This window comes from Micromonospora sp. NPDC049175 (genome assembly GCF_043197345.1).
In the GTDB taxonomy this organism is placed as follows: Bacteria; Actinomycetota; Actinomycetes; order Mycobacteriales; family Micromonosporaceae; genus Micromonospora.
This window is the reverse complement of the sequence record NZ_JBICSY010000006.1, coordinates 101201-119019: the sequence shown is the minus strand read 5'-3', so window position 1 is coordinate 119019 and position 17819 is coordinate 101201. Positions and strand designations below refer to the sequence as shown.

General features: G+C 72.2%; 17 protein-coding genes, 1 pseudogene and 1 riboswitch. Of the genes and pseudogenes, 12 read left to right on the top strand and 6 right to left on the bottom strand.

Annotated elements, in window-relative coordinates; all coding sequences use genetic code 11:
• Positions 1–339: 339 nt before the first annotated feature.
• The 4 genes and pseudogenes from ACGFH8_RS23845 to ACGFH8_RS23830 all read right to left on the bottom strand — a co-directional run bounded on the left by ACGFH8_RS23845 (position 340) and on the right by ACGFH8_RS23830 (position 4523).
• Positions 340–1518, bottom strand: a complete 1179-nt coding sequence (locus ACGFH8_RS23845; protein ID WP_393370745.1) for a hypothetical protein — start codon at positions 1516–1518, stop codon at positions 340–342.
• Between the two features lie 267 nt (positions 1519–1785).
• Positions 1786–3135: an FAD-dependent oxidoreductase gene (locus tag ACGFH8_RS23840; protein WP_393370743.1), complete on the bottom strand. Its 1350-nt coding sequence runs from the start codon at positions 3133–3135 to the stop codon at positions 1786–1788.
• A 175-nt stretch (positions 3136–3310) separates the two neighbouring features.
• Positions 3311–3634: pseudogene (locus tag ACGFH8_RS23835) on the bottom strand (TcmI family type II polyketide cyclase); the annotation flags it as partial.
• Between the two features lie 91 nt (positions 3635–3725).
• Positions 3726–4523: a BTAD domain-containing putative transcriptional regulator gene (locus ACGFH8_RS23830; protein WP_393370741.1), complete on the bottom strand. Its 798-nt coding sequence runs from the start codon at positions 4521–4523 to the stop codon at positions 3726–3728.
• Between the two features lie 444 nt (positions 4524–4967).
• Here ACGFH8_RS23830 and ACGFH8_RS23825 point away from each other — a divergent pair, with 444 nt between their 5' ends.
• The 11 genes from ACGFH8_RS23825 to ACGFH8_RS23775 all read left to right on the top strand — a co-directional run bounded on the left by ACGFH8_RS23825 (position 4968) and on the right by ACGFH8_RS23775 (position 14629).
• On the top strand, positions 4968–5306 hold the full coding sequence (locus tag ACGFH8_RS23825; RefSeq protein WP_393370738.1) for a TcmI family type II polyketide cyclase: 339 nt from the start codon (positions 4968–4970) through the stop codon (positions 5304–5306).
• Complete coding sequence (locus ACGFH8_RS23820) at positions 5303–7030, top strand: acetyl-CoA carboxylase carboxyltransferase subunit alpha (RefSeq protein WP_393370735.1); 1728 nt, start codon at positions 5303–5305, stop codon at positions 7028–7030. The genes ACGFH8_RS23825 and ACGFH8_RS23820 overlap by 4 nt, the downstream gene beginning before the upstream one ends.
• The gene (accB, locus tag ACGFH8_RS23815) at positions 7027–7533 is read left to right on the top strand and encodes an acetyl-CoA carboxylase biotin carboxyl carrier protein (protein WP_393370733.1); all 507 of its coding nucleotides are present in this window, start codon (positions 7027–7029) and stop codon (positions 7531–7533) included. Before ACGFH8_RS23820 ends, accB begins: the two co-directional genes overlap by 4 nt.
• A 19-nt stretch (positions 7534–7552) precedes the next feature.
• Positions 7553–8995 carry an acetyl/propionyl/methylcrotonyl-CoA carboxylase subunit alpha gene (locus ACGFH8_RS23810; RefSeq protein ID WP_393370730.1) on the top strand — a complete coding sequence of 481 codons (1443 nt, stop codon included), beginning with the start codon at positions 7553–7555 and terminating at the stop codon, positions 8993–8995.
• On the top strand, positions 8992–9729 hold the full coding sequence (locus ACGFH8_RS23805) for an SRPBCC family protein (protein ID WP_393370727.1): 738 nt from the start codon (positions 8992–8994) through the stop codon (positions 9727–9729). The genes ACGFH8_RS23810 and ACGFH8_RS23805 overlap by 4 nt, the downstream gene beginning before the upstream one ends.
• Positions 9722–10126 (top strand): cupin domain-containing protein, encoded by a 405-nt coding sequence (locus ACGFH8_RS23800; protein WP_393370725.1) that lies wholly within the window; start codon positions 9722–9724, stop codon positions 10124–10126. The genes ACGFH8_RS23805 and ACGFH8_RS23800 overlap by 8 nt, the downstream gene beginning before the upstream one ends.
• A 114-nt stretch (positions 10127–10240) precedes the next feature.
• Positions 10241–11515, top strand: a complete 1275-nt coding sequence (locus ACGFH8_RS23795; protein WP_393370722.1) for a beta-ketoacyl-[acyl-carrier-protein] synthase family protein — start codon at positions 10241–10243, stop codon at positions 11513–11515.
• 23 nt (positions 11516–11538) lie between these two features.
• The gene (locus ACGFH8_RS23790; RefSeq protein ID WP_393371757.1) at positions 11539–12789 is read left to right on the top strand and encodes a beta-ketoacyl synthase N-terminal-like domain-containing protein; all 1251 of its coding nucleotides are present in this window, start codon (positions 11539–11541) and stop codon (positions 12787–12789) included.
• Complete coding sequence (locus ACGFH8_RS23785) at positions 12786–13103, top strand: antibiotic biosynthesis monooxygenase family protein (protein ID WP_393370719.1); 318 nt, start codon at positions 12786–12788, stop codon at positions 13101–13103. The genes ACGFH8_RS23790 and ACGFH8_RS23785 overlap by 4 nt, the downstream gene beginning before the upstream one ends.
• Before the next feature lie 854 nt (positions 13104–13957).
• Positions 13958–14206 (top strand): hypothetical protein, encoded by a 249-nt coding sequence (locus ACGFH8_RS23780; RefSeq protein WP_393370716.1) that lies wholly within the window; start codon positions 13958–13960, stop codon positions 14204–14206.
• Positions 14207–14368: 162 nt separating this feature from the next.
• Entirely contained in the window at positions 14369–14629 is a 261-nt protein-coding gene (locus tag ACGFH8_RS23775; RefSeq protein WP_393370713.1) for a hypothetical protein, read from the top strand.
• A gap of 106 nt (positions 14630–14735) precedes the next feature.
• Here ACGFH8_RS23775 and ACGFH8_RS23770 read toward each other — a convergent pair whose 3' ends face one another.
• Entirely contained in the window at positions 14736–16172 is a 1437-nt protein-coding gene (locus tag ACGFH8_RS23770; protein WP_393370710.1) for a glycine hydroxymethyltransferase, read from the bottom strand.
• A gap of 19 nt (positions 16173–16191) precedes the next feature.
• A riboswitch (ZMP/ZTP riboswitch) is annotated at positions 16192–16281 on the bottom strand.
• Between the two features lie 145 nt (positions 16282–16426).
• Here ACGFH8_RS23770 and ACGFH8_RS23765 point away from each other — a divergent pair.
• Positions 16427–17233 (top strand): SDR family NAD(P)-dependent oxidoreductase, encoded by an 807-nt coding sequence (locus tag ACGFH8_RS23765; protein WP_393370707.1) that lies wholly within the window; start codon positions 16427–16429, stop codon positions 17231–17233.
• Between the two features lie 58 nt (positions 17234–17291).
• Here ACGFH8_RS23765 and ACGFH8_RS23760 read toward each other — a convergent pair whose 3' ends face one another.
• Positions 17292–17792 (bottom strand): hemerythrin domain-containing protein, encoded by a 501-nt coding sequence (locus ACGFH8_RS23760; RefSeq protein ID WP_393370705.1) that lies wholly within the window; start codon positions 17790–17792, stop codon positions 17292–17294.
• Positions 17793–17819 lie beyond the last annotated feature (27 nt).

Here is a 17819-nt window from a genome sequence, read left to right as displayed (position 1 = left end):
AACGGACGGTAACGATCGGTCGACCACCCGGCCGCGAATTCGCCGCGCCTTCCCCCAACCGAGGTGATCGACTCGGGTTCCTGGATATGGCGGTGTCCGGGCCGGTGGGATGGCCCGGTTTCCTAGAGTCCGAGTCGATCGTGTGGGCGCGGTGGGTGGGCTGGGGTGATCGACTCGGCTTTCTGGATGTCGGGGTGTCGGGGCGGGTTGGATGGCCCGGTTTTCTGAAAGGCGAGTCGATCACCCCTTCGGTGGGGGCCGTGGATGGTGCGGCCTCGACGGCAGAACCCCCGGCCTACCGTCGCGTCGGACGGTGGACCGGGGGCTCGATGTCGCGCGTCAGGACGGGTTGCCGCCCGGGAGCACGGCGGCCATCTCGTCGCCGGCACCGGCGAGCACGCGGGCCTGCTGTGGCCAGGTGGCCAGCCCGGGTGCGGCCCGCAGGCCGGCGGCCCGGATCAGGTCACGCAGCGCCGCCTCGTCCAGCGCACCGAGCTGGACGTACGTGCGTACACCGGCGTCCTGCAACGCGGCCGCCATCTTCGGCCCGATCCCCTGGATCCGGCGGAAGTCGTCGGCCGAGCCCGCCGGGTCCGCGCCCGCGCCGTTGGCAGCGGTCGTGGCGACCGGAGGAACCTCGGCTCCGGCCGGTACGACCGCGGGCGCGGCCACCGCCGACGGCACCGACTCCGGCTCGGCGTCCGCGTCCGTCGGCGCTGCTTCCACGCCGTTGGCGTCCGTCGGGTCCGTGTGCAGCGCGTCGGCGTTCACCGGCGCCTCGGCCGGCACCGCGGCCTCGGTCGCCACATCGTCGGCCGAGCTGCTCGCGATCGGCTCGTCGGCCGGGTCGGTCGCAATCGGCTCGTCAACCGGCTCGGTCGCGATCGGCTCGTCGGCCGGGCTGGCCTTGGTCGCCGCATCGTCGGCCGGCTCGGTCGTGGTCGGCTCGTCGGCCGGGGTGACAGCGGTCGGCTCATCGGCCACCGCGGCCTTGGTCGCCGCATCGTCGGCCGGCTCGGTCGCGATCGGCTCGTCGGCCGGGGTGGCGTCGAGCGGAAGGTCGTCCGCGGGTTGGCGGGGGGCGATCACGGCCGCCGGGGCGGGCTGCTCGTCGGCCGCGACCGGCTCGGGGGTCGACTCCACCACGGGCTCCGACGGAAGGTCATCCGCGTCGGACGGTGCCGACGGCGGGGCCTCGGTCAGCGCCATGTCGGCCGGGTCGACGGTGCTCGGGGCCTCCGCCGGGACCTCCACCGGCGTGGGCGCGCTGTCCGGTCCGGTGACGGCGGCGGGCGCGCTGATCGTGTCCACCGGCACCGGTTCGTCGGCGACCGCGACGGGGGCCGGGTCAACGGCGGCCGCGGGCCGGGCCTCGTCGGTGGTGGCCGCCGGCGTCGGCGTTTCGAGAACGGCCAGCCCGGCGACGGGGTCTCCGTCCACTATCGAATTGCCCTGTACGCCCCGCCGGCCGCGCAGCAGCCACCCGGCGGCCAGGCCCAGCAACAGTGCCAGTACCACTATCAGCGAGTGTCCGATAGACCACGCCACGGCGAACCTCCCTCTCAACTCGTTGGAAAACTCACGAGAAAAACTCGCCGCAGCTTCGCACACGCGTGTTGCCGGCAAGTGAGAGGATCGGCCGCAGGTGTCCCGGTCACGGTGACCACCTCAGGCGGTGCCCGCCGGGTAACGCAGCGTCGCACCAGGACCCCACGAAGACCCGCCACGACGGGACCCGGACCCGGCGGGGGACGCCGGGCCCGGGTCGACGGGCTGATGCAGGACTCAGTCCTGGTCGCCCTCGTAGGTGTGGAAGTCGTCGACGAACCGGCGCCGCAGCCGCGGCACCCGACTTGTCACTCCGAAGTAGCCGCGCGCGCCGAGCAGCGCGAGTCGACCCACCACCGGCCGGTACATCCGGTCGTCGCCGCTGGTGCCGCTGCGGTTCAGTGACTCGGCGACCCGCGCGAAGCCGTACGGCACCATCGCGGCCTCGTAGTCGGCGACCGCCTGCACGAGCGTCTTGTCACCGGTGACAGCATGGCCGAGCTGGTCGCAGAGCAGGCGGGCGTCGCGCAGCGCGGTGTTGGCGCCCACCCCGCGGCCGGGGGTCATGGTGTGGATGGCGTCGCCGAGCATGGTGACGGTGCTGCTCTTCCAGGGTGGTGTCGGCTCGGAGGTGGACACCCTGATCGACAGGGCGCTGCCCGGGTCCGCGCGGGTCAGCAGCTCCCGCAGGTTCGGATGCCAGTTGGGGGTGAGGTCCAGGGCGACGTTCACCAGGTCCTCGCCGCGACGGTCCAGGACGTCGGCCGGGAATCGGCGGCCCGTACTCCAGATGATCAGGTTGATGTTGTCGGTGGTGGTGTCGTGGGACAGGCCGGGCCAGTTTCGCAGCAGCGCGGCGTCGGCGTCGCTGACGCCGGGTTTGACCACCCGCTGGGCGTCCCACTTGAACTCCATGACGTGCAGGACACCCATCATCCCGCCGACACCGAAGATCAGCGAGATGCCCTGACGGACCCGCTCCGGGACGAGGCCGCGGGTGTGCGCGGTGAGCGGGATCCGGGTGGCGATGTTGATGGTGCCGGCGTCACGGGTGACGGCGTGCGGCAGGTACTGCCGGCGTACCGCCGAGTGGGTGCCGTCCGCGCCGACCAACAGGTTGCCGGTGGCGTCGGTGCCGTCGGCGAAGTACGCGGTGACCGTGCCGTCGTCGCGCTGCTCGTAGCGGGTGAACGTCTTGTCGAAGTGCACCACGTCGTCCAGGCCGGTCAGCAGCACCTGGCGCAGCACCATCCGGGCCACCGAGTGTTCGGTGTGCACCGGGTCGGCGCTGGGTCGTAGTGGGAACGACGCGGTCTGGCGCAGCCCCTGGGTGACCACGTTGAAGTAGTGCGGTGGGCGTGCGCAGGTGGCCAGGAAGGTGGCGAACAACTCCGGGGACAGGCACTGCCGAAGCGCCCGGCTACCGGTGGGGCCGATGCCGACCCGGTAGCCGAGCAACCCCTCGGCGCGGTCGCGGTGCCGTTCGTAGACGGCGACGCTGATCCCGGCACGGCGCAGGCCGTGCGCCAGGCACAACCCGCCCGTGCCGGCGCCGATGATCAGGACGTGCGGCGGGGCGGCGGGCACGTCAGCCCGCCGGGTGTGCCGCGGGCGCGTCGGTGCTGGACGGGCGGGCAGCGGGCGCGTTGGTGCCGGCGGGGCGTGCCGCGGGTGCGTCGAGGCCGGCGGGGCGTGCCGCGGGTGCGTCGAGGCCGGCGGGGCGTGCCGCGGGCGCGTCGAGGCTGGCGGGGCGCGTCGGGGGCGCGTCGGGGGCGTCCCACCGGTAGAAGCAACCGGCGATCGCGTCGCGGGGGGAGCGCCAGGTCGGCAGGTACGGCGACGTGTGCGCGGAGAGCCGCTCGTTGACCTGTTGGAAGAGTGGGTGGTTGCGGGCCGCCGCGAGCGCGTCCGGATCGACGTCCGAGGTCTCCAGCAGGTGTACGCACAGGTCGTGCAGGCAGTACAGGGATCGGTGCGTGACGCCCGTCAGACCGGGCAGGTCGGTGGCGTCGGACTCGGCGAAGATCTGTGCGACCCGCCCCTCCGCGCCCGGGATGATCCGGCTGACGATCAGTAGACGACTCATGGGACCCCTTCCGCCGGTGGCTCTTCCGATCCTCGGATCGGCGCCACGTGCTCTGTGCGCCTACCGTGCCGCAGCGTCTGTCACATCACCGTCACGTCCGTCGCCCCGCCGGTGACGGGCGGTCGGTGACGGCGTCGCGGGTGGCCTGGCGGATCGGGGCGAGCGTGTCGTCGAGCAGGGCGCTCATCGCGGGGCTCGGCTCCAGACGCAACTCCCGGCGCAGCAGGTCCCGGTAGACGTAGAAGGCGTGCACGGCCTCGAAGGCGTTGCCCTCGGCGAGGTGGATGCGGACCACCAGGCGGTGGGGCGTCTCCCGGAGCGGCTCGGCGGCCATCGCCTCCAGCGCGGCTTCGAGGGCCTCGCCGTGCCGCCCCGCGGTCAGGTGCTGCCCGGCCACCTGTTCCAGCATGTGCAGGCGAAGTTGGCGCAGCCGCTCCCGGTCCAGCAGCACCCAGTCGTCGTACCAGCCGGGCAGGAGGTCGTGCCGGCCGGCGGCGAGCGCTCCCGCCGCGGTGCCCGGGTCGTCGCCGTCGCGGACCCGGGCCGCGGTGCCGACCAGGTCGTCCACGTCGAGCCGGACCGTCGGGCCGAGCCGTACGGTGTCGCTGGCCACGGTCATCGGGCAGCACGGGTCCTGTCGGAGCCGCCACAGCGCGGTGCGCAGTGAGGACAGCGCCCGTTCCTCCGACGCGTCGGGCCAGAGCAGGCCCGCGAGTTGGCTGCGGGTGGCGCCGGGGCGCAGCCCGATCAGGGCGATCACCCGTTGCAGCCCACGTGGCACCACGACCGGCGCCGCCTCGCGTAACAGTCGGAAGCCGCCGAGCAGGTGGAGTGCGACGCCTTCGCCGGGCGGTTCGCCGGCGGTCGGCACGGACGGGTCAGCGGTCACGGCGGCACCCCCTGCCGGAACGCTCGTCCCGACTGTCTGCTGTGTCCCGGATCGGTTGCCCGTGACGCCACTGTCGGCCCCACCGGTGCGGGCGCGCCCCACGGCTGACGGGCGGCCCCGCCCGCCGGGACGGCCGGGCTGACCACCGTGAAGATTATCAATAGCGGTCACGGTGAGTCAACGGCGCGGTGAATGTTCTATTGGCCGACAGGCAACCTGAGATCGGTTCTGAACTGCGGAAACGTTCGTCGGCTCGACCGCTGCGGGTGCAGCGTACGCATAGCTGGTACACAGGATGCGTCAACGCAGCGTCACCGTCCTACGTCGCTGGCCGGTGCGTCACGGTGACGCCGCCGTGACGAGGACTGCCGCATCGTGTCCGCAGTCGTCCAGCGCGTCCGGGGCCACCCGTCGCCGGCCGGACGCTGTGGGGGGAGGCCCAGTATGGACCGATCACTGATCGTCGCGAAGGTGGATCCGACCGCCGAGGAGCGGGTCGCCGAGATCTTCGCCGAGTCGGACGCGACCGAGCTGCCGCGCCTGGTCGGCGTCCGGCACCGTTCGCTGTACCGGCTCCACGATCTCTACGTGCACCTGCTCGAGACCGAGCATCCGGCAGCGGACGCGGTGGAGGGCGCCCGGGATCACCCGGAGTTCATCCGGGTCAGCGACCGTCTGCGCCCGTACGTGTCGCCGTACCTGCCCACCTGGCGCTCGCCGCGCGACGCGATGGCGCAGTGCTTCTACCGGTTCGACGCCCCGGACACCCGGCGGCGGTCGTGACCGCCACCGCGCCGCGGGAGGAGCAGCTCTGGTCGCGCTGCGCCGGCTGCGCCAGCCTGCTCTACCGCAAACGGTTGCGCCGCAACCTGGACGTCTGCCCGGAGTGCGGGGAGCACGCCCGACTGAGCGCCCCGGAACGCCTCCGTCAGCTTGTCGACCCGGGGTCGCTGGGGCTGATGCCCGACCAGCTCCCCGAGACGGACCCGATCGACTTCGTCGACGTGCTGCCGTACCCGCACCGGCTCAGCGCCGCCCGCGCCAGCACCGGCCTGTCCGAGGCGGTCGTGTGCGCCACGGCCACCGTCGGCGGGCACCCGGCCGTGTTGGCGGTGATGGATTTCCGTTTCCTGGGCGGCAGCCTGGGCTGCGCGGTGGGTGAGCTGATCACCCGGGCCGCCGAACGGGCGCTTGACGACCGGGTCCCGCTCATCCTGATCACCGCCTCCGGTGGGGCGCGGATGCAGGAGGGCGCGCTGTCGTTGATGCAGATGGCCACCGTCAGCCAGGCCATCGCCGCGCTGCGCGAGGCAGGCCTGCTCACCGTGAGCGTCCTCACCGACCCGACCTACGGCGGGGTGGCCGCGTCGTTCGCCACGAACACGGACCTGGTGCTCGCGGAGAGCGGCGCGCGGATGGGCTTCGCCGGCCCCCGGGTGATCCGCCAGGTCACCGGCCGGGCGCTGCCGGAGGGCTTCCAGAGCGCCGACGTCCTGCTGCGCCACGGTCAGGTCGACATGGTGGTGCAGCGCCGGTCCCTGCGGGGACGGCTGGCGGCACTGCTCGCCGCCACCCGTGCCGCCCGCCCGACCCGTCCGCCCGTACCCCGGCAGGAGCCGGTGCCGCGCCGCGAGCGCCTCGCCGACGCGGCCCCGGCGGCCACGCCGGGCGGAGGTGACACCCCGGCGGTACGCGACGCGTGGGACACGGTCCGGCTGGCGCGACACCCCGGTCGACCGACCACACTCGACTATCTCGACTCGGTCTTCGACGGGTTCCTGGAGCTGCACGGCGACCGGCTCGGCGGGGACTGCCCGGCCGTCGTGGGCGGTGTGGCGCGGCTGGCCGACCGGCATGTCATGGTCATCGGCCACCAGAAGGGGCACACGACCGCCGAGTTGGTGGCCCGCAACTTCGGCATGGCCAGCCCGGCCGGGCACCGCAAGGCGCTGCGGTTGATGCGCCTCGCCGCCCGACTCGGCCTGCCCGTGATCACCCTCGTGGACACCCCCGGCGCCGACCCCGGGGTGAGCGCCGAGGAGCAGGGCCAGGCGGCGGCCATCGCGGAGAACATCCTCACCCTCACCGTGCTGCCCACCCCCGTGCTGGCGGTGATCACCGGAGAGGGCGGCAGCGGCGGCGCGCTGGCGCTCGCGGTCGCCGACCGGGTGCTCATGTTGGAGAACGCCGTCTACTCGGTGATCAGCCCCGAGGGTTGTGCGGCCATCCTCTGGCCGGACCGGTCGGCGGCGCCGCAGGCCGCCCGCGCGCTCCGACTCACCGCGCCCGACCTGTGCCGGCTCGGGGTGGTCGACGAGGTCGTGCCGGAGCCGTCCACGGCCGCGCACGACGACCCGGCGGAGACCGCCCACCGGTTGCGCGCCGCCCTGCTGAACAATCTGCTGCCGCTGCTGGACGTGCCGCCCGCCATGCTGGTCCGCCTGCGTCGCCAGCGCTTCCGACGGTTCGGGATGGCACGCGCCGGTGCGCGGGCGGGTGCCCGGTGAGCGCCGGGGACGCGACGGTGTCGACGGTCGAGGCCTCCCACGACACCGGGGTGGAGGGCGAGGAGGCACTCGCCGGCCTGCGCCGGCAGGCACACCACCTGATCGCCGAACTGGCCGGGCCGGTGCGCCGGATCCGACTGCGCAGCGGGCCGGCGGTGCTGGAGGTCGAGTGGCACCCGGAGGAGCAGACCCGGACCGACGCGCCTACCGCTTCGGCCGGGGCCGCGCGGCCCACCGGCACGCCCTCGACGCCGGTGCCCGCACGGGCCGCGGTGCGGGCGCCCATCGTCGGCACCTTCTACCGGGCCGCGGAGCCCGGCGCGAAGCCCTTCGTCGCGGTGGGCGACCTGGTCCGTCCGGGCCAACCGGTCGCCATCGTCGAGGCGATGAAGCTGATGAACGAGGTGACCGCCGATCGCGCCGGTCGGGTGGTCGCGATCCTCGTCGAGGACGGCCACCCGGTGGAGTACGACCAGCCGCTCGTCGAGCTGGACCCGGCATGACGGCGCAGGGTGGTTGACCATGTTCGAGACCGTGCTGATCGCCAACCGGGGCGAGATCGCCCTGCGGGTGCTGCGCGCCTGCAAGGAGCTGGGCGTGCGTACCGCTGTTGTCTACTCCGCGGCGGACGCCGACTCGCCGGTGGTCCGCCTCGCCGACCGCGCCGTGCGGATCGGACCCGCGTCCAGTCGGCGCAGCTACCTCAACGCGGCGGCGATCGTGGAGGCGGCCCGGCAGGTGGGCGCGCAGGCCGTACACCCCGGTTACGGCTTCCTCTCCGAGGACGCCGACTTCGCCGAGATCTGCGTGGACAACGGGCTGACCTTCATCGGCCCACCGCCGTCGGTGATGGCCGCGCTCGCCGACAAGTCCTCGGCGCGGGCGCTGCTGAGCCGTGCCGGCCTGCCCCTGTCGCCGGGCAGTGTCGCACCGGTGTCGACCGCCGCCGCGGCGGCGGAGATCGCCGCGGACGTCGGTTACCCGGTGATCGTGAAGGCGGCCGCCGGGGGAGGCGGCCGGGGCATGACCGTCGTACGGACGCCGGGTGAGCTGCGCCGGGCGTACACCCGCACCCGCGCCGCCGCCCAGGCCGCCTTCGGCGACGACCGGGTGTACGTCGAGCGTTACCTCACCGAGGCGCGGCACGTCGAGGTGCAGGTGCTCTGCGACTCCCACGGCAACGGGGTGCACCTGGGCACCCGGGACTGCTCGGTGCAGCGCCGGCACCAGAAGTTGGTCGAGGAGGCGCCCGCCCCGGCGTTGTCCGCCGCCGTCCTCGACACCATCGCCGAGGCCGCCCTGCGGGGCGCGCTGGCCGTCGGTTTCGTCGGCGCCGGCACGCTGGAGTTCCTCGTCGACGCCGAGGAGAAGTTCCACTTCCTGGAGATCAACTGCCGGATCCAGGTCGAGCACCCGGTCACCGAGATGGTCACCGGCATCGACCTGGTGCACGAGCAACTGCACATCGCCGCGGGGGTGCCGCTGCGCTGGCGGCAGGAGGAGATCCGCCTGCACGGCGTCGCGGTGGAGTGCCGGGTCAACACCGAGGACCCCGCCCGGGACTTCGCGCCGACCCCCGGCCGGTTGGAACGGTTCACCCCACCCGGCGGCCCGTTCACGAGGGTGGACACCCACGCCAGCGCCGGCTACCTGGTCGGCCCCTGGTACGACTCGCTCCTGGCCAAGGTGATCGTCTGGGCGCCGGACCGGGAGCTGGCCCTCAACCGGCTGGAGCGGGCCCTGGACGAGTTCGACATCGCCGGGCCGGGCGTCCACACCACCATCCCGTTCGTCCGGCGCGTGCTCGACGACGCCGCGTTCCGCAAGGGCCGGTACACGACCGGCCTGGTCGACCGCCTGCTCGCCGCGCCCGACGCGGCGTCCACGCAGCGGACGACGGCCACCCCCGCACCACGCTCCGCGTCCGCCGCGGAGCCCGACATAACCCTCAGGAGGACCCGATGACCGTCACTCATGGTCGCCCGATGACCGCCGAGATCACCGACATCCTGGTGGCGCACTGTGGGCTGGACCCCGACGCGGCGGCCCGGGCGCCCGCCGCGTCGCTGGAAGAGCTGGGGATGGACTCACTGGCACTGCTGGAACTCTCCGCGGTCGTCGCCGACAGGTGGCAGGTGAGCATCCCCGAGCAGGCCGGGGAGCTGAGCATCCCGGCGGTGGCCGACCTGGTCGCCCGCCGCGTCGACCCACCCGGGCACACCGAGAACACGGTGGTCATCGACGCGCCGCTGGCACTGGTCTGGGAGGTCACCAACGACGTGGCGAACTGGACCGAACTGTTCACCGAGTACGCCGTGGTGGACATCCTGCACCGCGAGGGCCACACCGTGCGGTTCCGGCTCACCATGTACCCCGACGAGAACGGGGTGTCCTGGAGCTGGGTCAGCGAACGCACCTCCGACCCGGTGAGCAGGCAGGTCCGGGCGTACCGGGTGGAGACCGGGCCGTTCGAGTACATGCGGATCCACTGGCGCTACTCCGAGGAGGCCGACGGCACCCGGATGACCTGGACGCAGGACTTCGCGATGAAGCCGACCGCGCCGGTGGACAACGCCGGGATGACCGAGCGGATCAACACCAACAGCGTCATCCAACTCTCGGTCATCAAGGATCGGGTGGAGCGCATCGCCCGGCAGCGCGCCGAGCAGGACACCCCGACGGAGGCCGGCGATGAGTGACCTGAGCACCCGGCCGATCGCCGCCGCGGACGTACCCGCCGACCGGCGACGCGGCGGTGAGCTGCGGGTGTTGCTCGGCCCCCGCACCGTCGGCAGCACCTCGGGCTTCCTCGGGGTCGCCGCCCTCGCGCCGGGGGAGCGGATCGCCGAGCACTACCACCCGTACAGCGAGGAGTTCCTGTACGTGGTGCGCGGCGCGATCACCGTCGACCTGGACGACCAGCCGACGCTGCTGGCCGCGGGTGAGGCGCTGTTCGTGCCGGTGAACGTGCGGCACCGACTCCGCAATACAGGCGTCGAACCGGCCGAGGTGGTCTTCCACCTGGGCCCACTCGCCCCGCGCCCGGAGCTGGGGCACGTCGACACCGAGTTGGCCGAACAGCGCGGTGGGTCGTGAGCGCGAGGAGTGAGCCGGGGTTGCGAGCCCCGCAGTCGCGAACCGAGGTGGCGTCGTGAGCGCGAGGAGTGAGCCGGGGTTGCGAGCCCCGCAGTCGCGAACCGAGGTGGCGTCGTGAGCGGACGCCGCACGGTGGTCACCGGGATCGGGGTGGTCGCCCCCGGCGGCGCCAGCCGGGACCGGTTCTGGAAGACCATCACCGAGGGGCGGACCGCCACCCGGCGGATCAGCTTCTTCGACCCGTCGGCGTTCCGGTCGCAGATCGCCGCGGAGTGCGACTTCGACCCGACCGCCGCGGGGCTCACCGAGGCCGAACAGCGCCGGGCCGACAGGTACGTGCAGTTCGCGCTGGCCTGCTCCGTGGAGGCCGTCGCCGACGCCGGACTGGTGCTCACCGACGCCGAGCGGGACACCGCCGGGGTGGTGCTCGGCACCGCCGTGGGCGGGACGATGGCACTGGAACAGGAGTACGTCACCGTCAGCGAGCACGGCCAGCGCTGGCTTGTCGACGCCACGCGGGGTGGCCCGTACCTCTATCAGGCGCTGGTGCCCAGCAGCCTCGCCGCGGACGTGGCCTGCCGACACGGGCTGCACGGCCCGGCGCAGGTGGTGTCCACCGGCTGCACCTCCGGCATCGACGCCATCGGTTACGCCCACCAGTTGATCGTCGACGGTGAGGCGGACGTGATGCTGGCCGGCGCGGCGGACTCGCCGATCTCGCCGGTCACCGTCGCCTCGTTCGACGCGATCAAGGCGACCAGCCCGGACAACGACGACCCGGCGCACGCCTCCCGCCCGTTCGACGCCGACCGGCACGGGTTCGTGCTGGCCGAGGGCGGGGCGGTGCTGGTGTTGGAGGAGCTCGGGCACGCCCGCCGGCGGGGCGCGCACATCTACTGCGAGGTGGCCGGCTACGCGAGCCGCAGCAACGGCTACCACATGACCGGGCTGCGCCCGGACGGCCTGGAGATGAGCCTCGCCGTGACCGACGCGCTGAAACAGGGGCGGATCCTCCCCGAGCAGGTCTCCTACATCAGCGCCCACGGCTCGGGCACCCGGCAGAACGACAGGCACGAGACGGCCGCGTTCAAACGGGCGTTGGGCCAGGCCGCGTACCGGGTGCCGATCAGCTCGATCAAGTCGATGGTCGGGCACTCGCTCGGCGCGATCGGGTCGATCGAGATGGCGGCGTGCGCCCTCGCGATCGAGTTCGGTGTGGTGCCGCCGACGGCCAACTGGAGCACCAGGGACCCGGAGTGCGACCTGGACTACGTACCGAACGAGGCCCGGGAGGTCCCGGTGGACGTGGCGCTGTCGGTGGGCAGTGGGTTCGGCGGCTTCCAGTCGGCGATGGTGTTCCGCCGGTCGGCCGGCCCGGTGGCGGCGTGAGCGCCGTCCGGCCCGGTGGCGGCGTGCCTGCCGCGCGGGCGGTGGTGACCGGCATCGGCGTGGTCGCGCCGAGTGGGATCGGCGCGGACGCGCACTGGCGGACGGTGCTGGCCGGCACCCGCCGGACCGGACCGATCACCCTCTTCGACCCGGCCGGCTATCCGACCCGACTCGGCGGGGAGGTGCCCGGCTTCACCGCCGACTCCTACGCCGACAGCCGACAGGTGGTGCAGACCGACAGGTGGACGCACCTCGGCTTCGCCGCGACCCGGCTGGCGCTCGCCGACGCCGGCCTGCCCGAGCGGGCCCCCGACCCGTACGGCTACGCGGTGACCCTGGCCAGCTCGTCCGGGGGCAACCTGTTCGGCCAGCGGGAGCTGCAACGGCTGTGGGGCGGCACGTCGCGCACGGTCGGGGCGTACCAGTCGATCGCCTGGTTCTACGCGGCGAGCGTCGGGCAACTGTCCATCCACCACCAGTTCAAGGGCCCGAGCGGGGTAATTGTCGCGGAGGCGGCCGGCGGGTTGGACAGCCTCGCGCACGCCGCCCGCGCGGTACGCCGGGGCACCCCGGTGGTGATCGCCGGTGCCACCGAGTGCCCGCTCAGCCCGTACGCGCTGGCGTGCCAGCTTCGCTCCGGGCTGCTCAGCGACGTCTCCGATCCGCAGTTGGCGTACCGGCCGTTCGATGCCACGGCCAGCGGCTACCTGCCGGCCGAGGGCGGCGCGGTGTTCGTGGTGGAGGAGTTGGGACATGCCCTCGCCCGGGGCGCCCGCGTCTACGGCGAGGTGAGCGGGTGGGGTTCCACCCACGACGCCGCGCACACCACCGCGGACAGTGCCGGCGACCCGACCCAGTACGCGCGGGCGATGCGGCTGGCCCTGGACCGGGCCGGCGTCGCCGCGGCCGGGATCGACGTGGTGCTGCCCGACGCCCTCGGTGTGCCCCGCTACGACCGCAGCGAGGCCGAGGCGCTGCGCGCCGTGTTCGCCGACCGGCCGGTCCCGGTGACCACGCAGAAGCCGCTGACCGGGCGGGCGTACCAGGGCGGCTCGGCGTTGGACGTGGCCACCGCGCTGCTGGCCTTCGCGCACGACACGCTGCCCGCGTCGTCCGGCCCGGAGCAGGTCGCCGAGGGGTGCGAACTGGACTTCCTCCGCGAGCACCGCCAGCCGCGCAGCCGGCTCGCGCTGGTCTGCGCGCGGGGCTTCGACGGGTTCAACAGTGCGCTGGTCCTGCGCGGGGCGGTGCCGATGAGGGGAGAGACGCCATGAGTGGACAGCGGGCGCGGGTGGTGTTCCTGGTGCGGGTGCCGGTGGCACGCACCGAAGATTTCCTCGCCGCGTACGAGGAGGTGCGCCACCTGGTCGCCGACGGGGTGCCGGGACACCTGGTCGACCAGGTGTGCCGCTCGTCGACAGACCCGGAACAGTGGTTGATCACCAGCGAGTGGGCGAGCCTTGCCGACTTCGAGGCCTGGGAACGGACCCCCGAGCACCGGGATCTGGTGCGCCCGATGCGGGAGTGCTTCACCGACGCCCGCTCGCTGCGTTTCCACATCCACGCCCAGACCCCCGCGCTGGTCTGACGCTTCCGCGTACGACTTCGATGATCGCGCTCGATCCATGTTGTAGTGGCCTCGCCCTCGGGCGGAGGCCACTATTTCCTGGTCAACGCCGTTGTGTTATGGCGAGCGGTTGTTCGTCAATGGGCACTGTCCCGCCGATCATGCTTTTGTGCCGGGTGGTCTTGTCCCTCGACCCAGGTTGATCGGCCAGGGGTGCGCGGGGTGCCGGTCGACGGGGCAGGCTCTGCGTGTCCGGGGGGGTGGTCGGGGGTCCTTTGCTCTGCACCCGCGGGTGCGACGGCTACGGTCTGTGACCGGCGCCTATTGGGGTGCAGAGCAAAGGACGGGCGGCTCGTGCACCTTGCCCGAGGGGCGGTTGGTGATCGAGGTCGTGCCTGGCCGGCGCAGCGCCACCGTAACCACGTTGAGATCCAGGACAACACCGTTGCTGTAGGCGGAACCGCTGCTCGTCGACCGCGCTGCCTCGCCGATCACAAAGTTGTGGCCTGCACAGCGCCTATAAGCCCCCAAGCCCGGCACCAGGACTAGGTGATTGCCGGGCCCGGACTGCCCCCGCTCCGCGATCTTGCACTTTCTGTCCCGACACAAGGGGCATATCACCTATATCGACAACCGAAACTGCAAGATCGGTGCGAACTTCTCGCGAGACGCACTCTGATCTAGCTGCACTCTTCAGGAGTCCCGTTATCCAGCACGTGTTGACCTGCCGGCCACAGCCCTAACCGCAGAGCTGCCCGCAGGTGGTCGCGAGCGCGTGGCCAGTCTTCGAGCTTGACGAAGCAGTAGCCAGCCTGAGCGTGACCCTGCGCCTCATTGATCCAGTAGCACCAGTCGTCTGGGGAGGCGTTCACGAGGTGGACTTCAGCCGCGGCGATCGCCGCCGTGGTGCGACCGGCCTGGACGGCATCGACGCCGCACGCGCCTACCTCCAGGCTGGCGACCTCACCGCTGCCGGGCGTGCCCTGGCCGACGCCGACACCACCGCACCCGCCGAGGTTCGCTACCGGCCTGCCGCTCGTACCCTCATCGCCGAGATCGCCCACAGCGGACGCGCGGCCGCCAGCGTGGCCCGACTCGCCACCCTCATCGGGGTCACCCGGTGACCACGACGCCTTCGGTCCTCCGACCGAGGTCGCGGCGGTCGTCGGAGGTGACCGCCGGACCGGGCCGAGCGCGGGGTGACCCATTCATGGGCTGACACACCGCGTTCACCGCGTGGCAATGCGCGACAGCCCGCGCACCGTCGTCCTGGGTGGACGGTCATAATGGGCCGCATGGTTGCCTGGGAGTACGCCCTACTCGTCCGCCGCTATCAGGGACAGGGCCGCAATTTCCACGTCTCGTTCGTCTGGTACGCCCCGGACGGGTCCCGCAAGGACATCACCGCCTTCGGTGACACCGCCATCGCGCACCTCAACCGCGCAGGTCGGGAGGGGTGGGAGCTGGTCTCCGCGGCCGAGGACGTGAACAACGTCCAGGGCAGCACCGAGGTCCACCGCTACCACCTGAAGCGCCCCCTGGACTGATGTCGGCCACCCCGGTGAGCGACATGCCTCCAAGTCATGACTGTGACCCGGAGGCATGTCGCTCAATCTGGACAGGTGCCACGTGCACCCGTCGCGGCCGGTGCCGTCAGGCCAGGTCGATGCCCGGGTAGAGGGGGTGGGGGGCCAGCAGGTCGGTCGCCTGGGTGGCGATCTTGTTGGCCAGGTCGGCGTCGAGGACGTACTTCGCCTTGGACGGGGTGCCGTCGGCGTTGGCGCCGGCCGTGGTCTGGGTCAGCACGGTGTGGATCAGGTCCGCGGTCTGGTCCATCTCGGCGGTGCCCAGCCCACGGGTGGTCAGCGCCGGGGTGCCGATCCGGATGCCGGACGTGTACCAGGCCCCGTTCGGGTCCTGCGGGACCGAGTTGCGGTTGGTGACGATGCCCGAGTCGAGCAGCGCCTGCTCGGCCTGCCGGCCGGTGAGCCCGTAGCCGGACACGTCGATGAGCACCAGGTGGTTGTCGGTGCCACCGGTGACCAGCTTCGCGCCCCGGCGCAGCAGCCCCTCGGCGAGCGCCTGCGCGTTGTCCACGATCCGCTGGGCGTAGTCGGCGAAGTCGGGGCGGCGGGCCTCCGCGAGCGCGACGGCCTTGGCGGCCATCACGTGCGGCAGCGGACCACCGAGCACCATCGGGCAGCCCCGGTCCACCTGGTCGGCCAGCTCCGGCTGGCAGAGCACCATGCCGCCGCGCGGGCCGCGCAGCGACTTGTGGGTGGTGGTGGTGACGATGTGCGCGTGCGGGACCGGGTCGAAGTCGCCGGTGAACACCTTGCCGGCCACCAGGCCGGCGAAGTGCGCCATGTCGACCATGAAGGTCGCGCCCACCGAGTCGGCGATCTCCCGCAGGATCCGGAAGTTCACCTTCCGCGGGTACGCCGAGTAGCCGCCGACCAGGATCAGCGGCTTGAACTCGCGGGCCGCCTCGGCCACCCGGTCGTAGTCGATCAGGCCGGTCGTCGGGTCGGTGCCGTAGCTGCGCTGGTCGAACATCTTGCCGGAGATGTTCGGCCGGAAGCCGTGGGTGAGGTGGCCGCCGGCGTCCAGCGACATGCCGAGCATCCGCTGGTTGCCCAGCTCGCGGCGCAGCGCGAACCAGTCGGCCTCGGTGAGGTCGTTGACCTGGCGGACCTGCGCCTTCTTCAGCGCGGGGGACTCGACCCGGTCGGCCAGCACCGCCCAGAACGCGACCAGGTTGGCGTCGATGCCCGAGTGCGGCTGCACGTACGCGTGCGCCGCGCCGAACAGCTCCCGGGCGTGCTCGGCGGCGAGCGCCTCCACGGTGTCCACGTTCTGGCAGCCGGCGTAGAAGCGGCGACCGACGGTGCCCTCGGCGTACTTGTCGCTGAACCAGTTGCCCATGGCCAGCAGGGTCGCCGGGGATGCGTAGTTCTCGCTGGCGATGAGCTTGAGCGACTCCCGCTGGTCGGTCAGCTCGGCGCCGATGGCGTCGGCCACCCGCGGCTCGACAGCCCGGATCACCTCGAGGGCACTACGGAATGCGGTGGACTCGGCGTTGTGCGACATGCGACCTCCAACAGACGTGCGGGAAGGCCCAGGCGCTCGGCAAACGTCCTCGTGACGGGGCCGCTCCCCGATGGTTGTCCATCCCCACGCGCCAGTAACGGCCCGCGCCGATCCTACCGGGCCGGCCGGGGACGTCCCGGGCGACCTCCGTACGCCACGCGTCGGCAGGGTTGGACGGGCGATGTGGGGGCACACGATAGGGAGCGGCTACCGCTGCCGGTACGACCGCCACCCCAGGAGAGGAGTCACCCATCATGACCACACCGTCCACCGACCGGCCGCTCGCCGTGGTGACCGGGGCATCCAGCGGAATCGGGTACGAGCTGGCCGTGCAGTTCGCCGAGCACGGCTTCGACCTCATCGTGGCCGCCGAGGACGACGGCATCTCGTCGGCGGCCGACAAGCTGCGCCGCGACGGAGGCCCGAACGTTCAGCCCGTCCGTGTCGACCTGGCCCGTGAGCAGGGCGTGGAGGAATTGGCGTCGACGATCGCCGCCACCGGGCGCCCGGTGGACGCCCTGGCGCTCAACGCCGGCCGGGGCGCCGGCGGCGCCTTCGTCGGCGGCACCGACCTGCGTGACGAGCTGGAGATCGTCGACCTCAACGTGCGCTCGACGGTGCACCTGGCCAAGCGGTTGCTGCCGGGCATGGTCGAACGGAACGCGGGCCGGGTGCTGTTCACCTCGTCGATCGCCTCGACCATGCCGGGGCCGTTCCAGGCCGTGTACAACGCCTCGAAGTCGTTCGTGCAGTCCTTCGCCGAGGCGCTGCGCAACGAGTTGAAGGACACCGGTGTCACCGTGACCGCACTGATGCCGGGGCCGACCGACACCCAGTTCTTCGACCGGGCCGACATGGAGGACACCCGGGTCGGGGCGGGGTCCAAGGACGACCCGGCGAAGGTCGCCGCGCAGGGCTTCGAGGCACTGATGAAGGGCGATCAGACGATCACCGCGGGGTCGCTGATGAACAAGGTGCAGACCGCGGCCGGAAAGATCATCCCGGACAAGCTCAAGGCCGAGCAGCACCGACACATGGCCGAGCCCGGTTCGGGCGACTGACCCCGGTGCACGACGAAGGGCCCGGCATCGTGCCGGGCCCTTCGGTGTACGCGTCGACTCAGGCGGTCATCGCGTCCATCGCCTTCTTGATCGCCTTCGGCGCGGTGGGGGTACGCGGGGCGTCCGCCCGCAGCGCGATCATCCGTTCGCCAATCTCCTGGAGTTGCTTACGACCCAGCGCGTCGCGGACCTTGGGGAACCACTCCTCCTCTTCCTCCTCGACGTGGTGGGTGACGTTCTCGATCAGCACCGTCGTCTTGGCGTTGAAGCGTTCGTCGGTGGCGTCCATGCTGGCCAACTCGGCGCAGAGCACGTCGGCCACGTGGTGCTCCTCGTACGACTCGAGGATGTCGTCCTCCAGGTCGGGCAGCAGGCGGCGGACCTCCGGGTACATCACCTCGTTCTCGAGGTACGTGTGCACGGTGAGGGCCTCCAGGATCTGGTTCACCAGCTTCTGCCGCTGGCTTGCCGGCCCCTCCTCGGCATCCTGGAAGGCCTTGAAGAGGCGGCGCATCTCCTTGTGGTCCTCTTTGAGCAGGACGATGGCATCGGTCGACACGGGTATGACCTCCCTGGATCTCGTCTG

Excerpts from the sequence above, each read along its gene's own strand:
- ACGFH8_RS23825 (WP_393370738.1), top strand. The coding sequence starts at position 4,968 with ATGGACCGATCACTGATCGTCGCGAAGGTGGATCCGACCGCCGAGGAG.
- ACGFH8_RS23805 (WP_393370727.1), top strand. The coding sequence starts at position 8,992 with ATGACCGTCACTCATGGTCGCCCGATGACCGCCGAGATCACCGACATC.
- ACGFH8_RS23810 (WP_393370730.1), top strand. The coding sequence starts at position 7,553 with ATGTTCGAGACCGTGCTGATCGCCAACCGGGGCGAGATCGCCCTGCGG.
- ACGFH8_RS23800 (WP_393370725.1), top strand. The coding sequence starts at position 9,722 with ATGAGTGACCTGAGCACCCGGCCGATCGCCGCCGCGGACGTACCCGCC.
- ACGFH8_RS23770 (WP_393370710.1), bottom strand. The coding sequence starts at position 16,172 with ATGTCGCACAACGCCGAGTCCACCGCATTCCGTAGTGCCCTCGAGGTG.
- ACGFH8_RS23775 (WP_393370713.1), top strand. The coding sequence starts at position 14,369 with ATGGGCCGCATGGTTGCCTGGGAGTACGCCCTACTCGTCCGCCGCTAT.
- ACGFH8_RS23785 (WP_393370719.1), top strand. The coding sequence starts at position 12,786 with ATGAGTGGACAGCGGGCGCGGGTGGTGTTCCTGGTGCGGGTGCCGGTG.
- ACGFH8_RS23765 (WP_393370707.1), top strand. The coding sequence starts at position 16,427 with ATGACCACACCGTCCACCGACCGGCCGCTCGCCGTGGTGACCGGGGCA.